Below are 18,031 nucleotides of genomic sequence, written 5' to 3'. Positions count from 1 at the left end.
ATTAGTAAGTCTCAACAATTTGTTCTTTTGTCTTTGATTGAGTTAAAACTTGTAAATAGCGTGTGCACTCTAGCGAGAATTCCTTCATAGTTCTGGGTTCAAACTCCTGAGAAATTTCTGGATTTAAACCTTTCAAATCAGCAACGGCTTTTTGAAAGTCATTCCCCTTAAGAAGTACAGCGAGTTCATTATCTACTAAAAATTGACTTATACAGTCCTGCTCTTCAAACGGCCGTACTTGCGGCATACAGATGAATTTTCTTTTGTTTTGAAGTAGTAGTGATACTGTACTGCTACCGCAAGCTGAGAAAATAATTTCTGACTGAGCGATATACCGCGAGAGATCGTCTACAAAACCTAAATGTTCATAGTTTACTGCTGTAGGAACATCATTGAAAGAACCAGCGGTCTTAATATAATGATCAGGAAATGATTGAATCAATTCCGTAATTTTAGTTCTGTCAAAATTATTTCCTCCCTTACCCTGGATTACCAGAATGGATTTTTCAAGTATAAGATCAGCTTCAATAGGTCTCTCAAGGTTAGATTTAACATCTAATGCAGCTATGAAACCTAAGTAAATTGTTTTTTCTTTTATCCATTCCGGAACATCTGGATGTTCACAAGATTTGGGATAAAAAGCATATAAAAAGACTGCTCCTCTGTAGGCCTCTAAATGTGGAGTATCATTGCGATTGCCTGGCATGCGACGGTAAGCGTATGGAATGCTTGAAACTCGACATAAGGTTGCAACTTCTACACTTACATCTATGAGCATTAAGCTAATATCATTATGGATAACAGCATTGAGTATATCACGTGATCTGCGTTGAATTTTTTTAAGACCGACTGGATTGTGGTGTAAGTAGTTGGGAATCATGCAATTTTCCAAATACAATTCATTTCCATTTAAGTCCTCATTTTCAAGATGAACAACTGTACAAGAATCATCAAATGGGAAATCGCTATCGGTAAAGATGATCAATTTCTCATTGAGCTCTCTTGCCAGAAGTTGGGCATAGCTACAATGGCCATATCCCTGACTATGAGCGTAGTAACCTATCATATCAACTGCAAAGATTTATTCTGCTCAAGTACCTTTTCATACAGCTGCTCATAGCTATCCACCATTTTTAAGTGACTGCAAAAAGTTTCTGCCCGTTCTCTACAAGCTTTTCTGCTCTTTTGCACTACCTGAGGAATGAACTGCATCAACATATCCACTTGTCCCTGAGGAACTATAACACCACAAGAATCATCAATAATTTCAGGACTCGCACCCGAATCGTATGCTAATACTGGAGTACCACACGCTAGGGATTCTGCAAGCACTAGCCCATAAGGTTCATTCCATAGACTGGTAAAAAGCGATGCTTTTGCTCGACTTAGATAAACCTTTATTTCATCGTGCTCTAGGTGACCCACATATTCAACAAACTGGTTGTCCAAGTAGGGCTCTACGTACATCTCGTAATACTCACGATCATAAACCGGGCCTGCAACCAGTAGTTTAGTATCTGTATTGATAGCTGCTATGATGGCATGGTGGGGAGCTTTTTCCTTGCATATCCTGCCATACCAGAATAGATAATCCTCATTTGTCTCTTCCTCATACGGCCACTGATTTATGTCTATCCCATTATACAAAACTTGTACTTCTGAAACTTTTTCCTCCCATTCTTTTTTCATGAACTGACTGACAGCGGTAAAGGTTATGTTTTTTGGATTATCTATCCCGACCACTCCGCCCAATACAGATGCAATGATGGGAGTATGGAAAGTATGAACGACAGGGGTTTCAAGAAACGTTAAATAAGTAAGCGCCGCACAGTTCAGTGAATGGTTTTGCACAACGTCATAGTTTGATTTTGCGATATGAGTTACCGCTTTCGCGAAAGCGATATCAACAACTGATTGATTGCCTTCTTCAAGCATTTGAATTTCATTCTCAGAGAGTCCGGCAGTCTCAGTATCTACAGGAACGAGATCAACCCCCAGTTGAGTAGAAGGATGAGCGTATAGGGTGACATCATTTCCTCGCGCTGCTAGTTCTTTGACAAGCAAATGGGTTATCATCTCGAGTCCACCGGCAAACGGTTCGTTGAGAGGATAAAGGGAATGTGCCAAGATTGCAATTTTCATAGACTGATAGTTTGAGATTTGTTAATTGTTACTTGCGCATTTTTGAGACTGTGATATAGACAAAATCTTGAAAATGCTCGAGTTAAAGCGTATCCAAATAAAATTATACCGAGTACTTTATCTACTTGTACATAAATTTGTAAAGCACTGAGAAGAATCAATGAATTAAAGATTATCTGCTCGGTATCGATTCCTACACTACGAGCAAATTTGCTAGTGCGAGCAAAAGGGCGATCTCGGTCTATGACATAACCCCACCAGGTATATGCACCCTCCACACTATTTGCTATATGTATAGTGTAGCTTTTTATAGCATGTCTCCAGTTGCCCCAGATTCTCTTAAATGCTATTAGCTGGAACACACTGTGAAATCCTATGACAAATAAACTCAAGAATACTATAGTGAGTGTTGTGGTGTTTCTGTAGACAGGAGCAAGTAAACCTATAATAATTAAGTATATCCAAGCCAAGCCATTAAGATTGAGCCACGATGATAGTTGTGTTATAAGGACTGATTTGGCCCGGTTGCTTAGAACGGTAGTACGTAGCGTGTGAATTATAGTTTGAAAATTCCCAAATATCCATCGCATACGCTGGGTTTTTAAATCCCTTGCAGAACTAGGCATTATCCCCCTACCTATAATGTTATCTGAGTAACCTATACTGCAATTATTCTTAAGCAGTTCTATACCGAGAAAAGCATCTTCAGTAATAGAGGTGGTAGGCCATCCACCTATGGAATCCAGACACTTGACATTAACCAAAGTCAAGGTTCCAGTAGGCAAGTTCATGTTTAAACTTCCCGCAGCTGCGCTATACAATTTAAAATAATGTTCAAATTCTAATGCGAGACCATTTTCTTTACTATGATTAGTATAAGCTTGGGGAAATTGTAAAAGATCTACTCCTTGTGCGTGTATGTTGTTGTTTGCAATAGTAAGTGCATTAGGACTCAGAAGATAATCGGCATCCAGAGTGAAAAGAAACTCTGTTCTGGGATTCATTAATCCACGGCAAATATTTAAAGCACCAGCCTTATAGTCAGCAACATTATCACGGTTATAAAATTTTACTCTGGGAATAAACTCACAAAAAGCTTCTATAGGCTTCCATAATTTCCTATCATCTGTATTATTATATAGGACGATAATCTCATAGTTTTTATAATCTTGTCGAGCAGCAGCTTTAATGGTCTTGATAACGTCATTAACAGGCTCACTGCAAGCTGCTATATGTATGCTTATGAATGGCTGCGGAGTTTCTTTGAGCGATATCTTTGAAGCGCCATAACTATTGAGGGAAATTAAATACAATCTATAGCAACCTAAAAGAATTACAGAAAGAACATTCAGTATTAACTCGTTGTGCTAGTAGTTCCACGCATGCCTGATTCTATTGATTGGTCTGTTGTTTTCCCTGTTGAACATCTGCAGCATGGCAACTGCGGCCAGTTTGCTTGAGATCCTTGTCAGGAAACCCTTGAAGCTCTTTGCAAGGTTGATCTTGATGGAGAACTGAGAGCACAACTGTGAAAACCTTGTCTCTATGAACTTTCGGTTCCTTCTCCTCTCCGGCGAAAATGCCCTTTTGACCAACTGGTTCCTTCTGGGTGGGGTGACCAGTTCTATACCGTAGCTGGTGAACAGATCGGCCTGGAGCTCCCTGGATATGTAGCCACGATCGCCGATGATCTCCCTGTCCTCGCTACCGTCGTACTGCCTCTCTTTCAAGAACCTTATGTCGTGTACGTTTGCAGGGGTTACCGCCATGTCGTGGAAGATGCCCTGCGTGCTCATGAGCAGGTGGAGCTTGTAACCGATATAATAGCGGCGGTCGACTGCCGAGTAGCCCTTTCTGGGAGCCGTGCCCGGGTCTTCCATGCAGACCTTCATGCGCTGCTCCCTGGCGTTGTGGATGATGGGACATGGCATCGAGTCCACCAGTAGCGCGGACTCGCCGTCATCCATACGATCGCCCAGAAGTCCCGCGGACTCCCTGAGGCGTGGCTCGAGGGAGCGCCTGCGGCGGTTGAATCTGGTGCGGTCGATCAGCATTGGAAAATCCTGGCGAAAGTGTTTCCTTATCTCGGCAAACAATAGGTTCTCGCTGGGAATCGAGGCAGCCTCGCCAGTGATGGCAAGAGCCATGACCTCCAGGTCATTCATTTTCGTGTTGATCGGTCGCTTTTTGAAGTTTCCGTCAACGGTAACACCGTCAAAGACGTCAATAAGGTAGGAAAGGTGTTTTTTGTACATTGCAGGCAGATCGTGCATGATATCAGAATTAAAGATTTGACACTATTAATATACTGAATATCAATAAAATGCACGGTCTTTTATCAAATCTATTTTTTAATTTTGACTAGCACAACGGGTAGTATTAGTATAAATATTAAAAATTGTGGAACTAATAGGTATGTAGCTATGCTTATAGCTGACACGAAGACGACTGAGAGTAAGGAAGAACGGTACAAATTAAGTTGTGTTAATCCTTAAAAATAAACTTATGCATTTTAGGAACTAACACATATTTAGGAGCAAAGGACAAATTGTAAAATCATTAACTTAAGTATATGTAAACTTTATTCTTATAGAACTGACTGTAAGTCTTTTATAGTAAAAGTTAATGTATAACTAATTTTTATCAGCATCTTTTTCTGTATTCAGCTGGCGTTAACTTGAATTTTGATTTAAAGATCTTACTCAAATAACTGCTGTTTTCAATTCCTACCAGTTTGGCTATTTCTTTAATACTTAATGAACTTTCCTCCAGTAACTCAACGATTAAGTCCATACGATGTTGTTTTAAAAATTCGTTGCCAGTCATACCATAATACTTTTTGAAAAAATGTTGGAGCTTAGATTCAGGAATTTTCAACTTTGTTGCAATAGCTCGTACGCTACCGTACGTGCTAAAATCGTCTTGAAGCAGAGCATCAATTTCAAGCATCAATTCTGGTGTAGGATCGCTGTCTTCAACTATAGTAACAGTATTATAATCCCGTAACTGCAGTGCAAGGATCTCATAGGTTCTACCAGCTAAAAACATTTTCCTAATAAAATTGTCGTATTTATAATGGTCTATGGTTCTGAATTCATGAGCTATTTTAAGACTTATACCCCCTTCTAGGAAATGACGACTCTCTGCATTTGAGTCTAAGATCGCATTTTTAATCGTTTCATTCAATTGATTGTAATAACAGTCCTGCCCTACTTCAAAACGCTCACGATCGATCTCGATACTATTCAGCTTCACACTTTTTTGCGCATGAAATCGTAGGATATGTCCATTAGTATTTTTGCTCGCTACAATCAGATTTTTAAATTGCTCTGCTGTATGAAGTTCATCATCATTCTCAAAAGTGTGGATAAATGGATCACTTAGATTGTAAAGGAATTTGAGTGGATGAACTTGGTTTACAGTGAACCTGATCTCTACATCTTGCTTGAATTTGCAGTCGTATTGTACCCATGCTAAGCCGTTAGTAAAGTTTACACCTCTTATAAAACCTGTGCCGTATTCTTGAGGGATTTTGAGACTATAAACTTCACAATCATTTACCACCTTCCCACCCATCTCATCAGCTAGGTTATTCAGTACATCTTTGATAGGTAATGACTTAACTTTCAGAGTTTCCATTGACTATTTTTGATTAGGTCCAGAGCAGCTCATATATGGCTCCCTGGGTAGTTAGCATTGACAAAATAATACGTTTGAAAAAAAGCCTTTGAAAACTTTTAGTTAATAATAATATGTGGGGTGTACGCTTTCGCGAAAGCGTAACCATCCATAAGCATCTAAGAAATTTTTAAAGTATTCATGTATACTTAAGCAATCCTGTAGAAACCATATACACTGGGTAAAATAGCTTTGAATTTGATAGATTTTTGAAGTTGCATGTACCTCTTAAACTAAGTATCTTGCCCGCTCTATAAAATATATGGAAATGTCACAGAACGATAACCTGTCACAAAAGGCAGACGGAAAACAAGAAGAGAACGACAGGCAAAAGGATTTGCTTGAAAACTCTATCGTTGAAACTTCAGAAAACGCCCAAAAAGCACCAAAAGAAGATAATATTCAGACCGGGAAGGAAGATGAAGCCGTGGTTGCTGGAGACAATAAGAAAAAGGAAGTTGCCGAAGATGCATCTACTACCCATGAGGATGCTATAGTAACTGAAAAAACCAATGTGGAGAATGCTGAAGATTCTATCGTGGATGTAGACGATGCTGCTGAAGCTGGTTTAGAGAACAAAGAATTAAACGTGGTCTCTGAAACTTCTAATAAGAAGGATAAGGAGATAAGTATTCCTAAAAAGGATTATACTAAAATGAATCCCGAGGGCTTGATCATCGAGCTCAGACAGATGATGCAAGAATACCCCATCAACAGCTTTAGAGATGAAGCTGAGAGCATCAAAAAGGAATTTGAAAAGCAGGATCAAGCTCAAGAAAAAGCAGATAAGGTAGCTTTTGACAAGGCAAATCCGCCGAGTGATGATCTCCTAGCGCCAGAGTTTCAGTATGATGACAAATTGCGTAAGGAATTTAACGACCTTCACCGACTCTACAGAAAGCAAAAAGGTGAATACCAGCGAGAGAAAAGAAAACAAGAGGAGAAAAACCTTGAAGTGAAGCGTGAGGTCATCGAGAAGATGAAAGCACTCATCGATGAGGAAGAAAACATAGGGACCACCTTCAAAAAGTTCCACGAGTTGCAGGATATCTGGAAGGCTACTGGGAACATACCGCACGATGCTTACAATATCACGTGGGAAGATTACCGTCTTGCCGTTCAGAACTTTTATGATTACATAGACTTGAGTAAAGAACTGCGTGACAAAGACTTTGAACGTAATCTAGAATTCAAGAAAAAGATCATCGCTCGCGCAGTAGAACTCAATGATGAGGAAAATATCCATAAAGCATTAAGAGAATTGCAAGAACTCCACAGAATGTGGAAGGAAGATGCAGGGCCAGTAGCTCGTGAATTGAGAGATCCTATTTGGGACGAATTCAGCGCAGCGACAAAAGCGATTCACGATCGTAGACAGGCTTATTACGAGGAGCGTGAAAAGGAAGCTGAGAAGAACCAGACCATCAAAGAGAACATCGTTGCTGAAATCAAAAAGATCACAGCTGCTGGCGCTAATTCACATAAAGAATGGCAAGAGCGACTTGAAGAGATCAACGTTCTTAAAGAGCTATTTCAAAAAACGGGTAGAGCTCCCAAAGCAGTGAACAATGAAATCTGGGAAGGATATCGCAATGCGACTCGCGATTTCAATCGTGCCAAGAACAACTTCTATAAAGAAATCAAGAAGGAGCAACAAAAAAACCTCGAAGCAAAAATGAAATTGGTCGAGATCGCTGAAGAGCATCAAGACTCAGAAAACTTTGCTGAAGGCTTAGAAATTATGAAACGCATCCAAGCGGAATGGAAAACCATAGGCCATGTACCGCGTAAGGACAGCGACAAGATCTGGAAGCGTTTCAAGAAAGCGTGTAATGCATTCTTCGACAAGAAATCGGCTCAGCGTAATAAGGACTCAAAAGAGGAAACCGCTAATTATGAAGCAAAACTAAAGATTTACGACAAGCTCAAAACCTTAATTCCAGATGGAGATCAAGATGCGATGAAAGAGAGCATCGAGAACGTGATGGAAGAATGGAACAAGGTAGGTCGCGTTCCTTACAGCAAGCGCCAGATTCAGGATAAATTTGAAAAGCTCGTAAAAGCTAAATTCAAAGCAGCTGGATTGAGTGAAGAAGATGCTGAAATGATGAAGTATCAAAACAAACTCAACCGTCTTGAAGATGGTAGCGAGCGTGATTTCAAAAATGAACGTTTTTATTTAAAGAAACGACGCGAGGAAATTAAAAACGAAATGATTCAGCTGGAGAACAACCTACAGTTCATCAATGCTAAAGATGATAAGAATCCGTTTTTGGTGCAGCAACGCAAGAATATTGCCAATCTTGAGAAAGAGCTTTCCGTTATCAAAGAAAAGCAAAAACAGATCAATATTCTGGAGCGTCAAGTCAACAAAGAAGATGAGGTTTCAGAAACAAAAGAATCTACTGAATCATAATTCTTCAACAGAATTTCTTAAACTAAGCGCCGGTTCCCTGGCGCTTTTTTATTTTAGAAAACTCAATGAACACTATGTTTTCCAAATTAGAAAAATGGCTGGGCGGAGTCAGCACCTACTATGAGAACCTGATGCGCAGTAGAAAAGAGCTCGTGAGCTTTAACGATGCTGATGTAAGAGCGGTTTCAGAGCGTTTGAAAGACATTAGCATCGCTGCTTCTTATGGCACTCCGGTTCTACAAGAGATCCCTCAAGAAATCGAAAACGAGCATCCGCTGGATCCCAAGTTGCAGCCTTTACCACTCATTGCAGAGTTTACATGCGGAAATCATTTATGCAAGTTTTATGCTCAACCGGAAAAGGCGGTTAAGAATGATAAATACCACGCGCTGATTCTAAATTCTGATAGCAATGGATCATCACCGGACAGTGAAAAATTTCTAACGGCTCCTTCCCTACCCATTTGGGAAGAATTGGTTCATAGGAATAAGGACTTGAATGATTTAATCAAAACAAAAGCGCCCAATGCGCCGTGGAGCCTGTACAAAAAAGCAAAAAATAAGGTAGCAACTTCACCGGAGTACTCACTTCAAGTAGGTGGTTATCCGCAATGGTTGATCAACGATATGGATTTCAGGAAAATAAAAAAGCTTGAATTCTTATTTGAATTCAAGCTTTCTGAAAACTGTAGTGTGTTTTATTTCTACGATCCAGATTTAAAAGAATCGGTATTCTTCAAGCAGAAGCTCTAAGCTGATTTTAATTTTTTGATGTGGTAATCTACCAAACCTTCAATAGGCCTTCTTACGATATTCCCTACTTCATAATCAAACTCATCTGCTACTTGCTTGATACGACGCTCGGCAAAATAAGCAATGCTGCCAACAAAGTGTACTTTGTACTCTTTGATTTCTTCATGAAACTGAAGAATCATATTACGAGAGAATTTACGCAAACCACGGCGTAGCACCTTTTTGATATAAGGTTCATCTAGATTTTGAAAGATAAACTCCGCGTGTTTTGCGAGGTAGGCATTAGGATTAGGTTCTTTGTAAAGGTTTTTCTTCACAAAGTCAGGATCTAGATCATAGGCACTGCTAAATCTTTCACGCAGGCGTTGTGGCATACTTTTAAAACTGTAATCCCTGATCAGTTCCTTACCGTACCAGTTACCGCTGGCCTCGTCCATAATGGTGTAACCCAAAGAAACAATTTTCTGATGAATCTCTTTACCGTCTGAAAAACAGCAATTTGATCCAGTTCCCAGTATACAAACAATCCCAGGACGATCGCCCACTGCAGCATAAACGGCAGCAGCAGTATCTTCTTTGACCATGACTTCATCAGCTTTACTGAAATGTCCTTTCAACAAAACCTCCAGCGTTTGTCTGGGTTTTTCAGTCCCGCAGCCTGCTCCGTAGAAGTATAACTTTTCAACTTTCTCCCGATGTTCTACTAACTCAACGCTCTCATCAATTCTCGCCTGGAGTTGCTCCACGCTTAGAATCGCGGGATTCATCCCTTTAGTTCTTGTTTTAAAGATTTCATTACCATCGTTATCAATGGCAATCCAGTCGCATTTAGTAGATCCACTATCGGTAATAAGTATCATATGGATTGTTTAAGTTGGAAAAATAAAAAAGCTGGAATCAAATTTAGATCCCAGCTTTTAGAAAATTATTAAAGTGAGTTTACCTTTTCGGCAAGGTCTACTAACTTGTTAGAATAACCAAACTCGTTGTCATACCAGCTTACCAGTTTGAAAAATGTGGGATTGAGTTCAATCGCAGCTCCCGCATCATAAATACTGGTACGGGCATCACTTACAAAATCTTGAGATACGACTGGCTCATCTGTGTAACCTACTACTCCAGCCATGTCGCCTTGTGACGCTTTCGCGAAAGCGGAATTAATTTCATCCAGACTCGTCTCTTTTTTCAACTTCACCGTAAGATCCACTACAGAAACATCTGCTGTAGGAACACGGAAAGCCATACCCGTCAATTTACCTTTCAATTCAGGAATTACCTTAGTAACTGCTACTGCAGCTCCCGTGGATGTAGGGATGATGTTATTTAATGCGCTACGTCCCAAACGGTAGTTTTTCTTGGCCGGAGCATCTACCGTAGATTGAGACGCTGTTGTAGCGTGCACGGTAGTCATAAGAGCCTCCTCGATACCAAAGTTCTCATCTAGGATCTTAGCCATAGGCGCGAGACAGTTTGTGGTACAAGATGCGTTTGAAACGATTTTGTGATCTGCAGTAAGTTTAGAGTCATTTACCCCCATTACAAACATAGGAGCTGTTTTAGAAGGTGCAGAGATCACAACTTTCTTAGCGCCGGCATCGATATGTGCTTGCGCATTATCAAGGTCTGTAAAGATACCGGTACAGTCTGCTACCACATCTACTCCTACTTCATCCCACTTAAGGTTTTTAGGATCACGCTCACTGGTTACCCTTACTTCAACACCGTCTACAATAAGATTACCATCTTTAATTTCAATGGAACCACCATAACGTCCATGAACTGAATCATATTCAAGTAGGTAGGCAAGTTGCTCAACATCTACTAAATCATTAATGGCTACAACCTCAACATTTTCTCTTTTCAAAGTTGCTCTGAACACAATGCGTCCTATACGCCCAAATCCGTTTATACCTAATCTTAGTTTCTTACTCATTTCTATCTATTGTTTATTGGATTCAAATTAAATTATGTAGTCATGATGTCACTAACGCGCAGCAACTCCATGTCAATTTCAGTCTTTCCTTTTACCGCTTTATCTATAGGGCAAAGAGACATTTTGTTCTCTTTAATTCCCACCATATAGTTAGTTTTACCCTCCATAAGACTCTCAACGGCTTTAACACCCATGCGACTCGCGAGCACACGATCCCAACAGGAGGGCGATCCACCACGCTGCATGTGTCCTAAAACAGATACTCGTACTTCATATTCTGGGAGATTCTCTTCTACGTAATTTTTTAAATCGAAGACATTTGACCCTGTTTTGTCACCCTCTGCAACAACTACGATGCTACTGGATTTTCCAGATTGTCTTGATCTTCTCAAACTTTCAATAAGTCTATCCTTACCCAAATTTTCCTCAGGAATCAAGATCTCTTCTGCACCAGCTCCTACTCCAGCGTTAAGCGCAATGTGACCCACATCACGTCCCATCACCTCCACAAAAAATAAACGGTTGTGAGAACTGGCCGTATCTCTGATCTTGTCAATAGCCTCTACCACAGTATTCAAAGCCGTATCATACCCCAGAGTTGAATCAGTACCATGAATATCATTGTCAATCGTACCTGGAATCCCCATCACAGAAACGCCGAATTCATCAGAGAAAATCATCGCTCCTGTGAAGCTACCATCACCTCCTATGACCACCAATGCATCGATACCTTCCTTAACAGCATTATCATAAGCTTTCTGGCGACCTTCTTTAGTTCTGAATTCTTGGGAGCGAGCACTTTTCAAAATTGTTCCTCCCTTGTTGATGATATTATTTACACTACGAGCATCTAGATATTTAAAGTCGCCCTCAATTAATCCTTGATAACCGCGATAAATTCCAACACATTCTATATTGTGATATGCACAGGTTCTAACCACTGACCTTATCGCTGGATTCATTCCTGGAGAATCTCCTCCAGAGGTCATTACACCTATCTTTTTTATTGTCGTTGACATTGTATTTTTAATAAAAAGCACGCCAATCTACTAAAGAAATCGTAAGGTTTGAAGTGAATTAATCTATATTTAGCGTTTCTCAAAATTTCAAACGTTATCGTTAATAACTTTCTTTAATGAAGCTGCAATTCGTTGATATTTCCATAGTTATAGGATTTTTCATTCTATCGCTTTTGATAGGTTTTCTAGTGTCTCGCAAAAGTACCTCAAGCAGTAAATCGTTCTTTCTTTCAGATAGGAATATGCCCTGGTGGCTGCTAGGCGTGAGCATGGTTGCTACCACTTTTGCAGCAGATACGCCTAATCTGGTCACTGGATTAGTTAGAGATAAAGGTGTTTCAAACAACTGGGTATGGTGGTCATTCTTACTGACTGGAATGCTCACGGTATTTTTTTATGCCCGATTGTGGAGACGCAGCGGCATAACTACAGATCTGGAGTTTTACGAGTTGCGTTATAGTGGCAAGAGTGCCGCCTTTTTGAGAGGTTTCAGAGCTATCTATCTAGGCGTAGTATTCAACATCGTAGTGATGGCAACAGTTTGTCTAGCAGCCATTAAAATAGGACATGTAATGTTCGGCTTTGCAAGTCACGAGACTCTTTTGCTCGCGTGCATCGTAACATTGATCTATTCTTTAATCGGTGGGCTGAAAGGAGTTCTCATCACAGATTTTGTCCAGTTCCTTATAGCAATGGGCGGCTCGGTCTGGGCAACATATTATTTAATCAACCTTCCAGAGATAGGCGGACTGGAAGCTATGGTGACCCATCCCAATGTCGTCAACAAATTAGAGCTGCTTCCAGATTTTAATAATACTGATCTGGTAATGGGCATATTCATCATCCCTATTGCGGTACAATGGTGGAGTACCTGGTATCCCGGTTCTGAACCTGGAGGTGGTGGATACATTGCTCAACGCATGCTTTCGGCTAAAACAGAACGGCACGCCACTTGGGCCGTGCTTTTTTTCAATCTAGCGCATTATGCTTTGAGGCCTTGGCCGTGGATTTTGATAGGGCTTGCATCATTGATCGTATTTCCCAATCTAAATGCTCTGGCGACTGCCTTTCCCAATCTAGAATCCAGTTTCATTAAAGATGATTTGGGATATCCTGCTATGCTTACCTTATTGCCAGCTGGGCTATTGGGTCTGGTTGTCACTTCCCTAATCGCCGCGTTTATGAGCACAATTTCCACTCACCTCAATTGGGGATCCAGTTATGTAGTCAATGATTTTTACGCGCGATTCATCGATCAGAGAGCATCTGAAAAAAAGAAATTACGCGTAGGGCAGTTATCTATGATCTTGATGATTGCCACCGCTGCTGGACTCTCCTATATTCTAGAAGAAGCTAAAGTCGCCTTTGACCTCATCATTCAAATAGGTGCCGGTTCTGGATTGTTATTTATTCTACGCTGGTTCTGGTATCGTATCAATCCGTGGTCTGAGATCGTGGCGATGATTGTTTCTTTTTTAAATGCCATTTTGTTTTTTGTCAATAGTAGTGAAGCACTCGGATTGCAAAACCAGTTGTTTGGCGAACTGCAGAGCTGGGAAAGCATATGTCTCAATGTGTTTATTACCACCATCGCGTGGATACTCGCAACCCTTCTAGGACCTAAAAACGACTTAAAGACTATTATGCATTTTGACAATATGATTTTTGGTCAAGAGTCAAAATTTCATAACTTCCAGTTTAAAACACTAGGTTTTCTCTTAGGAACCATAGGAGTTTACAGCCTCTTGTTTGGGATGGGCAAATTGCTTTATGGAGAAACCGTATTAGGTTTGTTGCTTTGCTCGTCTTTTTTACTGAGTACTGGTGTGTTATTTGGTTTGAGAAAAAAGTTTTTTTAAGGAATATATCGATCCTTTCCCCAATCAGGAGCGCGTTTTTCCAGAAAGGCATCACGACCTTCACGGGCTTCATCAGTCATGTAGATCAATCGGGTCATCTCACCAGCAAATACCTGTTGTCCTACCATACCATCGTCGGTCGCGTTCATGGCAAATTTTGCCATTTTGATAGCTGTAGGTGATTTTTTGAGAATTTCCTGTCCCCAATCATAAGCGGTTTGATCCAATTCATCGTGAGGAACTACAGCGTTAACCATTCCCATGTCCATCGCTTCCTGCGCAGAATAATTACGTCCCAAAAAGAAAATCTCACGAGCTTTTTTCTGTCCTACCATTTTGGCGAGATAAGCGCTCCCATAACCAGCATCTACGCTGGCCACATCAGTATCGGTTTGTTTAAAAATGGCGTGTTCTTTGCTCGCGATGGTCATGTCACAGACTACATGCAGACTGTGTCCACCGCCTACTGCCCAGCCTGAAACGGCACAAATAACGACCTTAGGCATAAAGCGTATCATACGCTGAACTTCAAGAATGTTCAAACGACCCGTGCCGGAATCGTCTTTATAACCATCTACTCCCCTAGCTCGCTGATCGCCACCGCTGCAGAATGCCCAGCCTCCGTCTTTGGGTGATGGTCCTTCTCCGGTCAAAATCACAACTCCTACAGAAAGATCTTCCTGAGCATCATAAAAGGCTTTAATCAACTCAGAAACAGTTAGTGGCCTGAATGCATTGCGCACCTCAGGTCTATTGAAAGCAATACGCGCAATACCGTTACATTTTTTGTAGGTAATATCTTGAAACTCGATGGCGGTTTTCCACTCTATCTGGGACATAGTCTAATTTTTCATCAAAGATAACTGACAAGCCATAATCCTAAAACCTTATTCTAAGTTCTGAAGGGCTAGGTTTTTCTTCAAAATTTAAACATGAAAAAACGGAGAATTGAATCCCAAGCCCTGAAGGGTGACACCATACTAGATTTTGAAATTTTGAAGATTCTTTGCAAATCATCGACTCACTTTATAAAATGCATGCTTTCTACTGCTCACTAAATCGGCAGGCGTAGCTGGTGAGAAACCTTTGGTGAAAGGTAAAGTTTAAAGAAATACGGCTCAACCCCACTATCGACTGAAAACGATAACTCACTTGTACCACAGTCTCAGGAACTGCACAGTAAACATATGTCCGCCGCCCGTAACTACTGGCTTATAAGGCGTAGAGCTTTTTTGGGTATGACCGGTAAATGCCTGAATGGTCTCAACATTGATAATTTCCCTATTATAACTTTTACGGATCCATTCATTAACTCGTTCCAGAACCATCTCGATTGACTCATATTTCTTGCCTTTCCAAAATGAGGTTTCTATGACCTGCGGATGAAAGTCTTTAAATTGAATTTGGTTTGTCATTTCTTGGCATTTATCTCATAAGTAAGCCTACTGCGAAGTTTGTTACGTAGGAAAATTTTTTATTTAGATAAATATGTGTTGATTGTTACGCTTTCGCGAAAGCGAGATAATCAACAACCAACTAATTTCTGTTTAATAAAATCCAGTTAAGTATAAACAAATAATTCAGGGCATGATTACCTTTGTGTCATGAGCGAGAAGAAAAAGCCAGACCATATCGTTTACGACGAAGAAACAGGAACGTATAACGCCGCGATTTTGCCTTATGCCAGCGGTGTGGGAGCGCCTAAAATTACTACTCCCGACATTACCTCGTGGAAACAGAACAATATCAATAAGGTGAACCATGAAATCAAATCGCAATTTGACCAGCTCAAGGCGCAATATGATGCCATGCTTAAGCAATATGAGGATAATCAGCTAGTTTATGGTGCAAAGTTCTCATTTGAGCCTATAGTGGGCGAGACTTACCATTTGTACAAAGATCGAAAGGGACAGCCGTTCCTCTCCGTCATTGCTCCCCATGAATGCAACTGGGATTTTGTGGGTACCTATCGCCTGACTTCTGAAAAGCTGTGGGAGGAGATTAAAGATTAGATAGTTACATTATTCAAATCCACTATTTATTGATAAATTTAATCAATACCATAAACAACTGATAACAGTTAATTATTCACTCTCTCCCGCTATTCTCCTTTATCAAATAAGTTTTAAACTGCCAATTGGTAACTGCGACGGCGAACTATAAAACGACTCTTCGGCTCCGTGGTCATTGAGCCCTTCGATAAACTCAGGACAGGCTCAGTCGGAATGCTCAGAGACCTTACTATTTGAGCTAGATTTTAGGCTTCATACTGCAACTGTTAACTGTCAACTGCCTACTGCCTACTGCCTACTAAACTACAGCGCCTCTTCCATAATTTGCTCTACTACTTCAGGGTTTAACAATGTACTGGTGTCGCCTAAATTACTTGTATCCTTACTAGCTATTTTTCGTAAAATCCTTCTCATGATTTTACCACTTCGCGTTTTTGGCAAACCTGCAGTAAACTGTATCTTGTCCAGTTTTGCTATGGGACCTATACGGTCTGTTATAAGCTGGTTGATTTCCTTGCGCAGATTGTCTTGATTACGGTTCTCTCCAGATTCTTTTAACGTGATGTATCCATACAGAGCATTTCCTTTAATATCGTGTGGAAAGCCTACGATGGCACTTTCAGCAACAGCTGGGTGCTCATTTATCGCATCCTCGATAGGTGCAGTTCCCAGGTTATGACCACTTACAATGATAACGTCATCTACCCTACCAGTGATGCGATAGTAACCTACGGCATCTCGTCTAGCTCCATCGCCCGTAAAATACATGTCCTTGTAGGCACTAAAATAAGTATCGCGATAACGGTTGTGATTCCCATAAATACTGCGTGCCATACTGGGCCAGGGGAACTTAATGCACAGCCTGCCTTCTACCTGATTGCCCTTGATTTCCTTACCGTTTTCATCCATAAGAGCTGGCTGAATGCCCGGTAAAGGCAAGGTTGCAAAAGTGGGTATCGTAGGCGTAGAATATGGAATGGGGCTGATCATGATACCACCAGTCTCTGTTTGCCACCATGTATCCACGATAGGGCTGTTCTTTTTACCTACATTATCGTTGTACCAGTGCCATGCTTCTTCATTAATAGGCTCACCTACAGTTCCCAAGACTTTCAGACTGCTCAAATCGTGAGACTCCACAAAGTCCAGATTTTCCTTTGCCAATGCTCGGATCGCAGTCGGTGCGGTGTAAAATTGGGTAATTTTGTGTTTCTCGACGATTTCCCAAAACCTACCAAAATCCGGATAGGACGGCACGCCTTCAAACATGACTGTGGTTGCGCCATTTGCTAGCGGTCCATACACGATATAACTATGCCCAGTAATCCAGCCTATGTCAGCTGTACACCAGTAGATATCATCCTCACGATATTGAAATACATTTTTAAAACTATAAGCAGTGTATACCATATAGCCCGCAGTGGTGTGAACCATTCCTTTAGGTTTACCTGTAGAACCAGACGTGTAAAGAATAAACAATGGATCCTCAGCATCTACGATGGTAGCCTTACAAGTTTCAGAAGCCTCTTCGTAAAGTGGTGCGAGCCACTCGTCACGACCTTCTTGCATGGTCACTTCTGCTCCCGTGTGTTTAACTACGAGCGAGGTATCGATACCCTCACATTTTGTGAGTGCCTCGTCTACGATATGCTTTAAGTCAATCGTTTTTTTACCGCGGTAGCTACCATCTGAACAAATGATCATTTTACAATCACAATCATTGATTCTGGTGGCAAGCGCTGTCGCACTGAAACCAGCAAAAACAACCGAGTGAACTGCTCCTATCCTAGCACATGCTAAAACCGTTATCGCCAGCTCAGGAATCATAGGCAGATATATGCAAACGCGATCTCCTTTATTGATACCCTTAGCCTTGAGAACGTTTGCCATTTTACAGACGCGTCTGTGGAGTTCTTTATAACTTATGTGTTCTGCTTCTTTTGAAGGATCATTATGTTCAAAGAGTATGGCTGTTTTGTCTGCTCTTGTGGCTAGATGCCTGTCTATACAGTTTTCTGTGATGTTGAGTTTTGCGCCTTCAAACCATTTGACCTCGGGTTTAGAGAAGTCCCAGCTCAGAACGTTATCCCATTTTTTGCGCCACAGGAAATGTTCCTCAGCGATTTCTTCCCAGAAACTCTCTGGATTGCGCACTGATTTGCGGTACACTTGCCAGTATTCTTCTAAATGTTTGATGTGGTAATTGCTCATGATCTTAAG

The 18,031-nt window shown here is 40.9% G+C and carries 15 protein-coding genes; 4 read left to right on the top strand and 11 right to left on the bottom strand.

Annotation, left to right across the window (positions count from 1 at the left end; genetic code table 11):
- Nucleotide 1 precedes the first annotated feature (1 nt).
- The 5 genes from BST97_RS02140 to BST97_RS02120 all read right to left on the bottom strand — a co-directional run bounded on the left by BST97_RS02140 (nt 2) and on the right by BST97_RS02120 (nt 5,781).
- Nucleotides 2–1,066, bottom strand: coding sequence for a hypothetical protein (locus BST97_RS02140; protein ID WP_085765696.1), 1,065 nt, complete (start codon nt 1,064–1,066; stop codon nt 2–4).
- Nucleotides 1,063–2,142: a glycosyltransferase gene (locus tag BST97_RS02135; RefSeq protein ID WP_085765695.1), complete on the bottom strand. Its 1,080-nt coding sequence runs from the start codon at nt 2,140–2,142 to the stop codon at nt 1,063–1,065. Before BST97_RS02135 ends, BST97_RS02140 begins: the two co-directional genes overlap by 4 nt.
- Nucleotides 2,139–3,455, bottom strand: a complete 1,317-nt coding sequence (locus BST97_RS02130) for a glycosyltransferase family 2 protein (protein WP_169711517.1) — start codon at nt 3,453–3,455, stop codon at nt 2,139–2,141. Before BST97_RS02130 ends, BST97_RS02135 begins: the two co-directional genes overlap by 4 nt.
- 54 nt (nt 3,456–3,509) lie before the next feature.
- The gene (locus tag BST97_RS02125; protein WP_085765693.1) at nt 3,510–4,415 is read right to left on the bottom strand and encodes an IS982 family transposase; all 906 of its coding nucleotides are present in this window, start codon (nt 4,413–4,415) and stop codon (nt 3,510–3,512) included.
- A gap of 370 nt (nt 4,416–4,785) precedes the next feature.
- Nucleotides 4,786–5,781: a helix-turn-helix domain-containing protein gene (locus BST97_RS02120; protein WP_085765692.1), complete on the bottom strand. Its 996-nt coding sequence runs from the start codon at nt 5,779–5,781 to the stop codon at nt 4,786–4,788.
- Nucleotides 5,782–6,088: 307 nt separating this feature from the next.
- Here BST97_RS02120 and BST97_RS02115 point away from each other — a divergent pair, with 307 nt between their 5' ends.
- Together BST97_RS02115 and BST97_RS16035 are read left to right on the top strand one after the other, a co-directional pair.
- Nucleotides 6,089–8,236: a DUF349 domain-containing protein gene (locus BST97_RS02115; protein ID WP_085768120.1), complete on the top strand. Its 2,148-nt coding sequence runs from the start codon at nt 6,089–6,091 to the stop codon at nt 8,234–8,236.
- Nucleotides 8,237–8,310: 74 nt separating this feature from the next.
- Entirely contained in the window at nt 8,311–8,988 is a 678-nt protein-coding gene (locus BST97_RS16035) for a hypothetical protein (RefSeq protein WP_085765691.1), read from the top strand.
- On the opposite strand, the gene BST97_RS02105 is transcribed toward BST97_RS16035, so the two are convergent.
- From BST97_RS02105 to pfkA, 3 genes are all read right to left on the bottom strand, one after another.
- Entirely contained in the window at nt 8,985–9,848 is an 864-nt protein-coding gene (locus BST97_RS02105; RefSeq protein WP_085765690.1) for an N-acetylglucosamine kinase, read from the bottom strand. The genes BST97_RS16035 and BST97_RS02105 overlap by 4 nt on opposite strands.
- A 68-nt stretch (nt 9,849–9,916) precedes the next feature.
- Nucleotides 9,917–10,921 carry a type I glyceraldehyde-3-phosphate dehydrogenase gene (gap, locus tag BST97_RS02100; RefSeq protein ID WP_085765689.1) on the bottom strand — a complete coding sequence of 335 codons (1,005 nt, stop codon included), beginning with the start codon at nt 10,919–10,921 and terminating at the stop codon, nt 9,917–9,919.
- Nucleotides 10,922–10,953: 32 nt separating this feature from the next.
- Nucleotides 10,954–11,940, bottom strand: coding sequence for a 6-phosphofructokinase (gene pfkA / locus BST97_RS02095; RefSeq protein ID WP_085765688.1), 987 nt, complete (start codon nt 11,938–11,940; stop codon nt 10,954–10,956).
- A 116-nt stretch (nt 11,941–12,056) separates the two neighbouring features.
- On the opposite strand from pfkA, the gene BST97_RS02090 reads away from it, so the two are divergent.
- The gene (locus tag BST97_RS02090) at nt 12,057–13,799 is read left to right on the top strand and encodes a sodium:solute symporter family protein (RefSeq protein ID WP_085765687.1); all 1,743 of its coding nucleotides are present in this window, start codon (nt 12,057–12,059) and stop codon (nt 13,797–13,799) included.
- Here the strand turns inward: BST97_RS02090 and BST97_RS02085 are convergent.
- Both BST97_RS02085 and BST97_RS02080 read right to left on the bottom strand, forming a co-directional pair.
- Entirely contained in the window at nt 13,796–14,638 is an 843-nt protein-coding gene (locus tag BST97_RS02085) for a 1,4-dihydroxy-2-naphthoyl-CoA synthase (RefSeq protein ID WP_085765686.1), read from the bottom strand. The genes BST97_RS02090 and BST97_RS02085 overlap by 4 nt on opposite strands.
- Nucleotides 14,639–14,947: 309 nt before the next feature.
- Nucleotides 14,948–15,214: a hypothetical protein gene (locus BST97_RS02080; protein WP_085765685.1), complete on the bottom strand. Its 267-nt coding sequence runs from the start codon at nt 15,212–15,214 to the stop codon at nt 14,948–14,950.
- Between the two features lie 189 nt (nt 15,215–15,403).
- On the opposite strand from BST97_RS02080, the gene BST97_RS02075 reads away from it, so the two are divergent.
- Complete coding sequence (locus BST97_RS02075) at nt 15,404–15,811, top strand: DUF2452 domain-containing protein (RefSeq protein WP_085765684.1); 408 nt, start codon at nt 15,404–15,406, stop codon at nt 15,809–15,811.
- A gap of 303 nt (nt 15,812–16,114) precedes the next feature.
- Here BST97_RS02075 and acs read toward each other — a convergent pair whose 3' ends face one another.
- On the bottom strand, nt 16,115–18,022 hold the full coding sequence (gene acs / locus BST97_RS02070; RefSeq protein WP_085765683.1) for an acetate--CoA ligase: 1,908 nt from the start codon (nt 18,020–18,022) through the stop codon (nt 16,115–16,117).
- Between the last annotated feature and the right edge of the window lie 9 nt (nt 18,023–18,031).

This window comes from Nonlabens spongiae (assembly GCF_002117125.1).
In the GTDB taxonomy this organism is placed as follows: Bacteria; Bacteroidota; Bacteroidia; order Flavobacteriales; family Flavobacteriaceae; genus Nonlabens; species Nonlabens spongiae.
Note: the sequence above shows the minus strand (reverse complement) of the source record. Positions and strands in the feature narration are given on the sequence as shown.

Bases quoted from the DNA above. Each gene is read 5' to 3' on its own strand.
- BST97_RS02140 (WP_085765696.1), bottom strand. From the start codon at position 1,066: ATGATAGGTTACTACGCTCATAGTCAGGGATATGGCCATTGTAGCTAT.
- BST97_RS02135 (WP_085765695.1), bottom strand. From the start codon at position 2,142: ATGAAAATTGCAATCTTGGCACATTCCCTTTATCCTCTCAACGAACCG.
- BST97_RS02125 (WP_085765693.1), bottom strand. From the start codon at position 4,415: ATGCACGATCTGCCTGCAATGTACAAAAAACACCTTTCCTACCTTATT.
- BST97_RS02120 (WP_085765692.1), bottom strand. From the start codon at position 5,781: ATGGAAACTCTGAAAGTTAAGTCATTACCTATCAAAGATGTACTGAAT.
- BST97_RS02115 (WP_085768120.1), top strand. From the start codon at position 6,089: ATGTCACAGAACGATAACCTGTCACAAAAGGCAGACGGAAAACAAGAA.
- BST97_RS16035 (WP_085765691.1), top strand. From the start codon at position 8,311: ATGTTTTCCAAATTAGAAAAATGGCTGGGCGGAGTCAGCACCTACTAT.
- BST97_RS02105 (WP_085765690.1), bottom strand. From the start codon at position 9,848: ATGATACTTATTACCGATAGTGGATCTACTAAATGCGACTGGATTGCC.
- gap (WP_085765689.1), bottom strand. From the start codon at position 10,921: ATGAGTAAGAAACTAAGATTAGGTATAAACGGATTTGGGCGTATAGGA.
- pfkA (WP_085765688.1), bottom strand. From the start codon at position 11,940: ATGTCAACGACAATAAAAAAGATAGGTGTAATGACCTCTGGAGGAGAT.
- BST97_RS02090 (WP_085765687.1), top strand. From the start codon at position 12,057: ATGAAGCTGCAATTCGTTGATATTTCCATAGTTATAGGATTTTTCATT.
- BST97_RS02085 (WP_085765686.1), bottom strand. From the start codon at position 14,638: ATGTCCCAGATAGAGTGGAAAACCGCCATCGAGTTTCAAGATATTACC.
- BST97_RS02080 (WP_085765685.1), bottom strand. From the start codon at position 15,214: ATGACAAACCAAATTCAATTTAAAGACTTTCATCCGCAGGTCATAGAA.
- BST97_RS02075 (WP_085765684.1), top strand. From the start codon at position 15,404: ATGAGCGAGAAGAAAAAGCCAGACCATATCGTTTACGACGAAGAAACA.
- acs (WP_085765683.1), bottom strand. From the start codon at position 18,022: ATGAGCAATTACCACATCAAACATTTAGAAGAATACTGGCAAGTGTAC.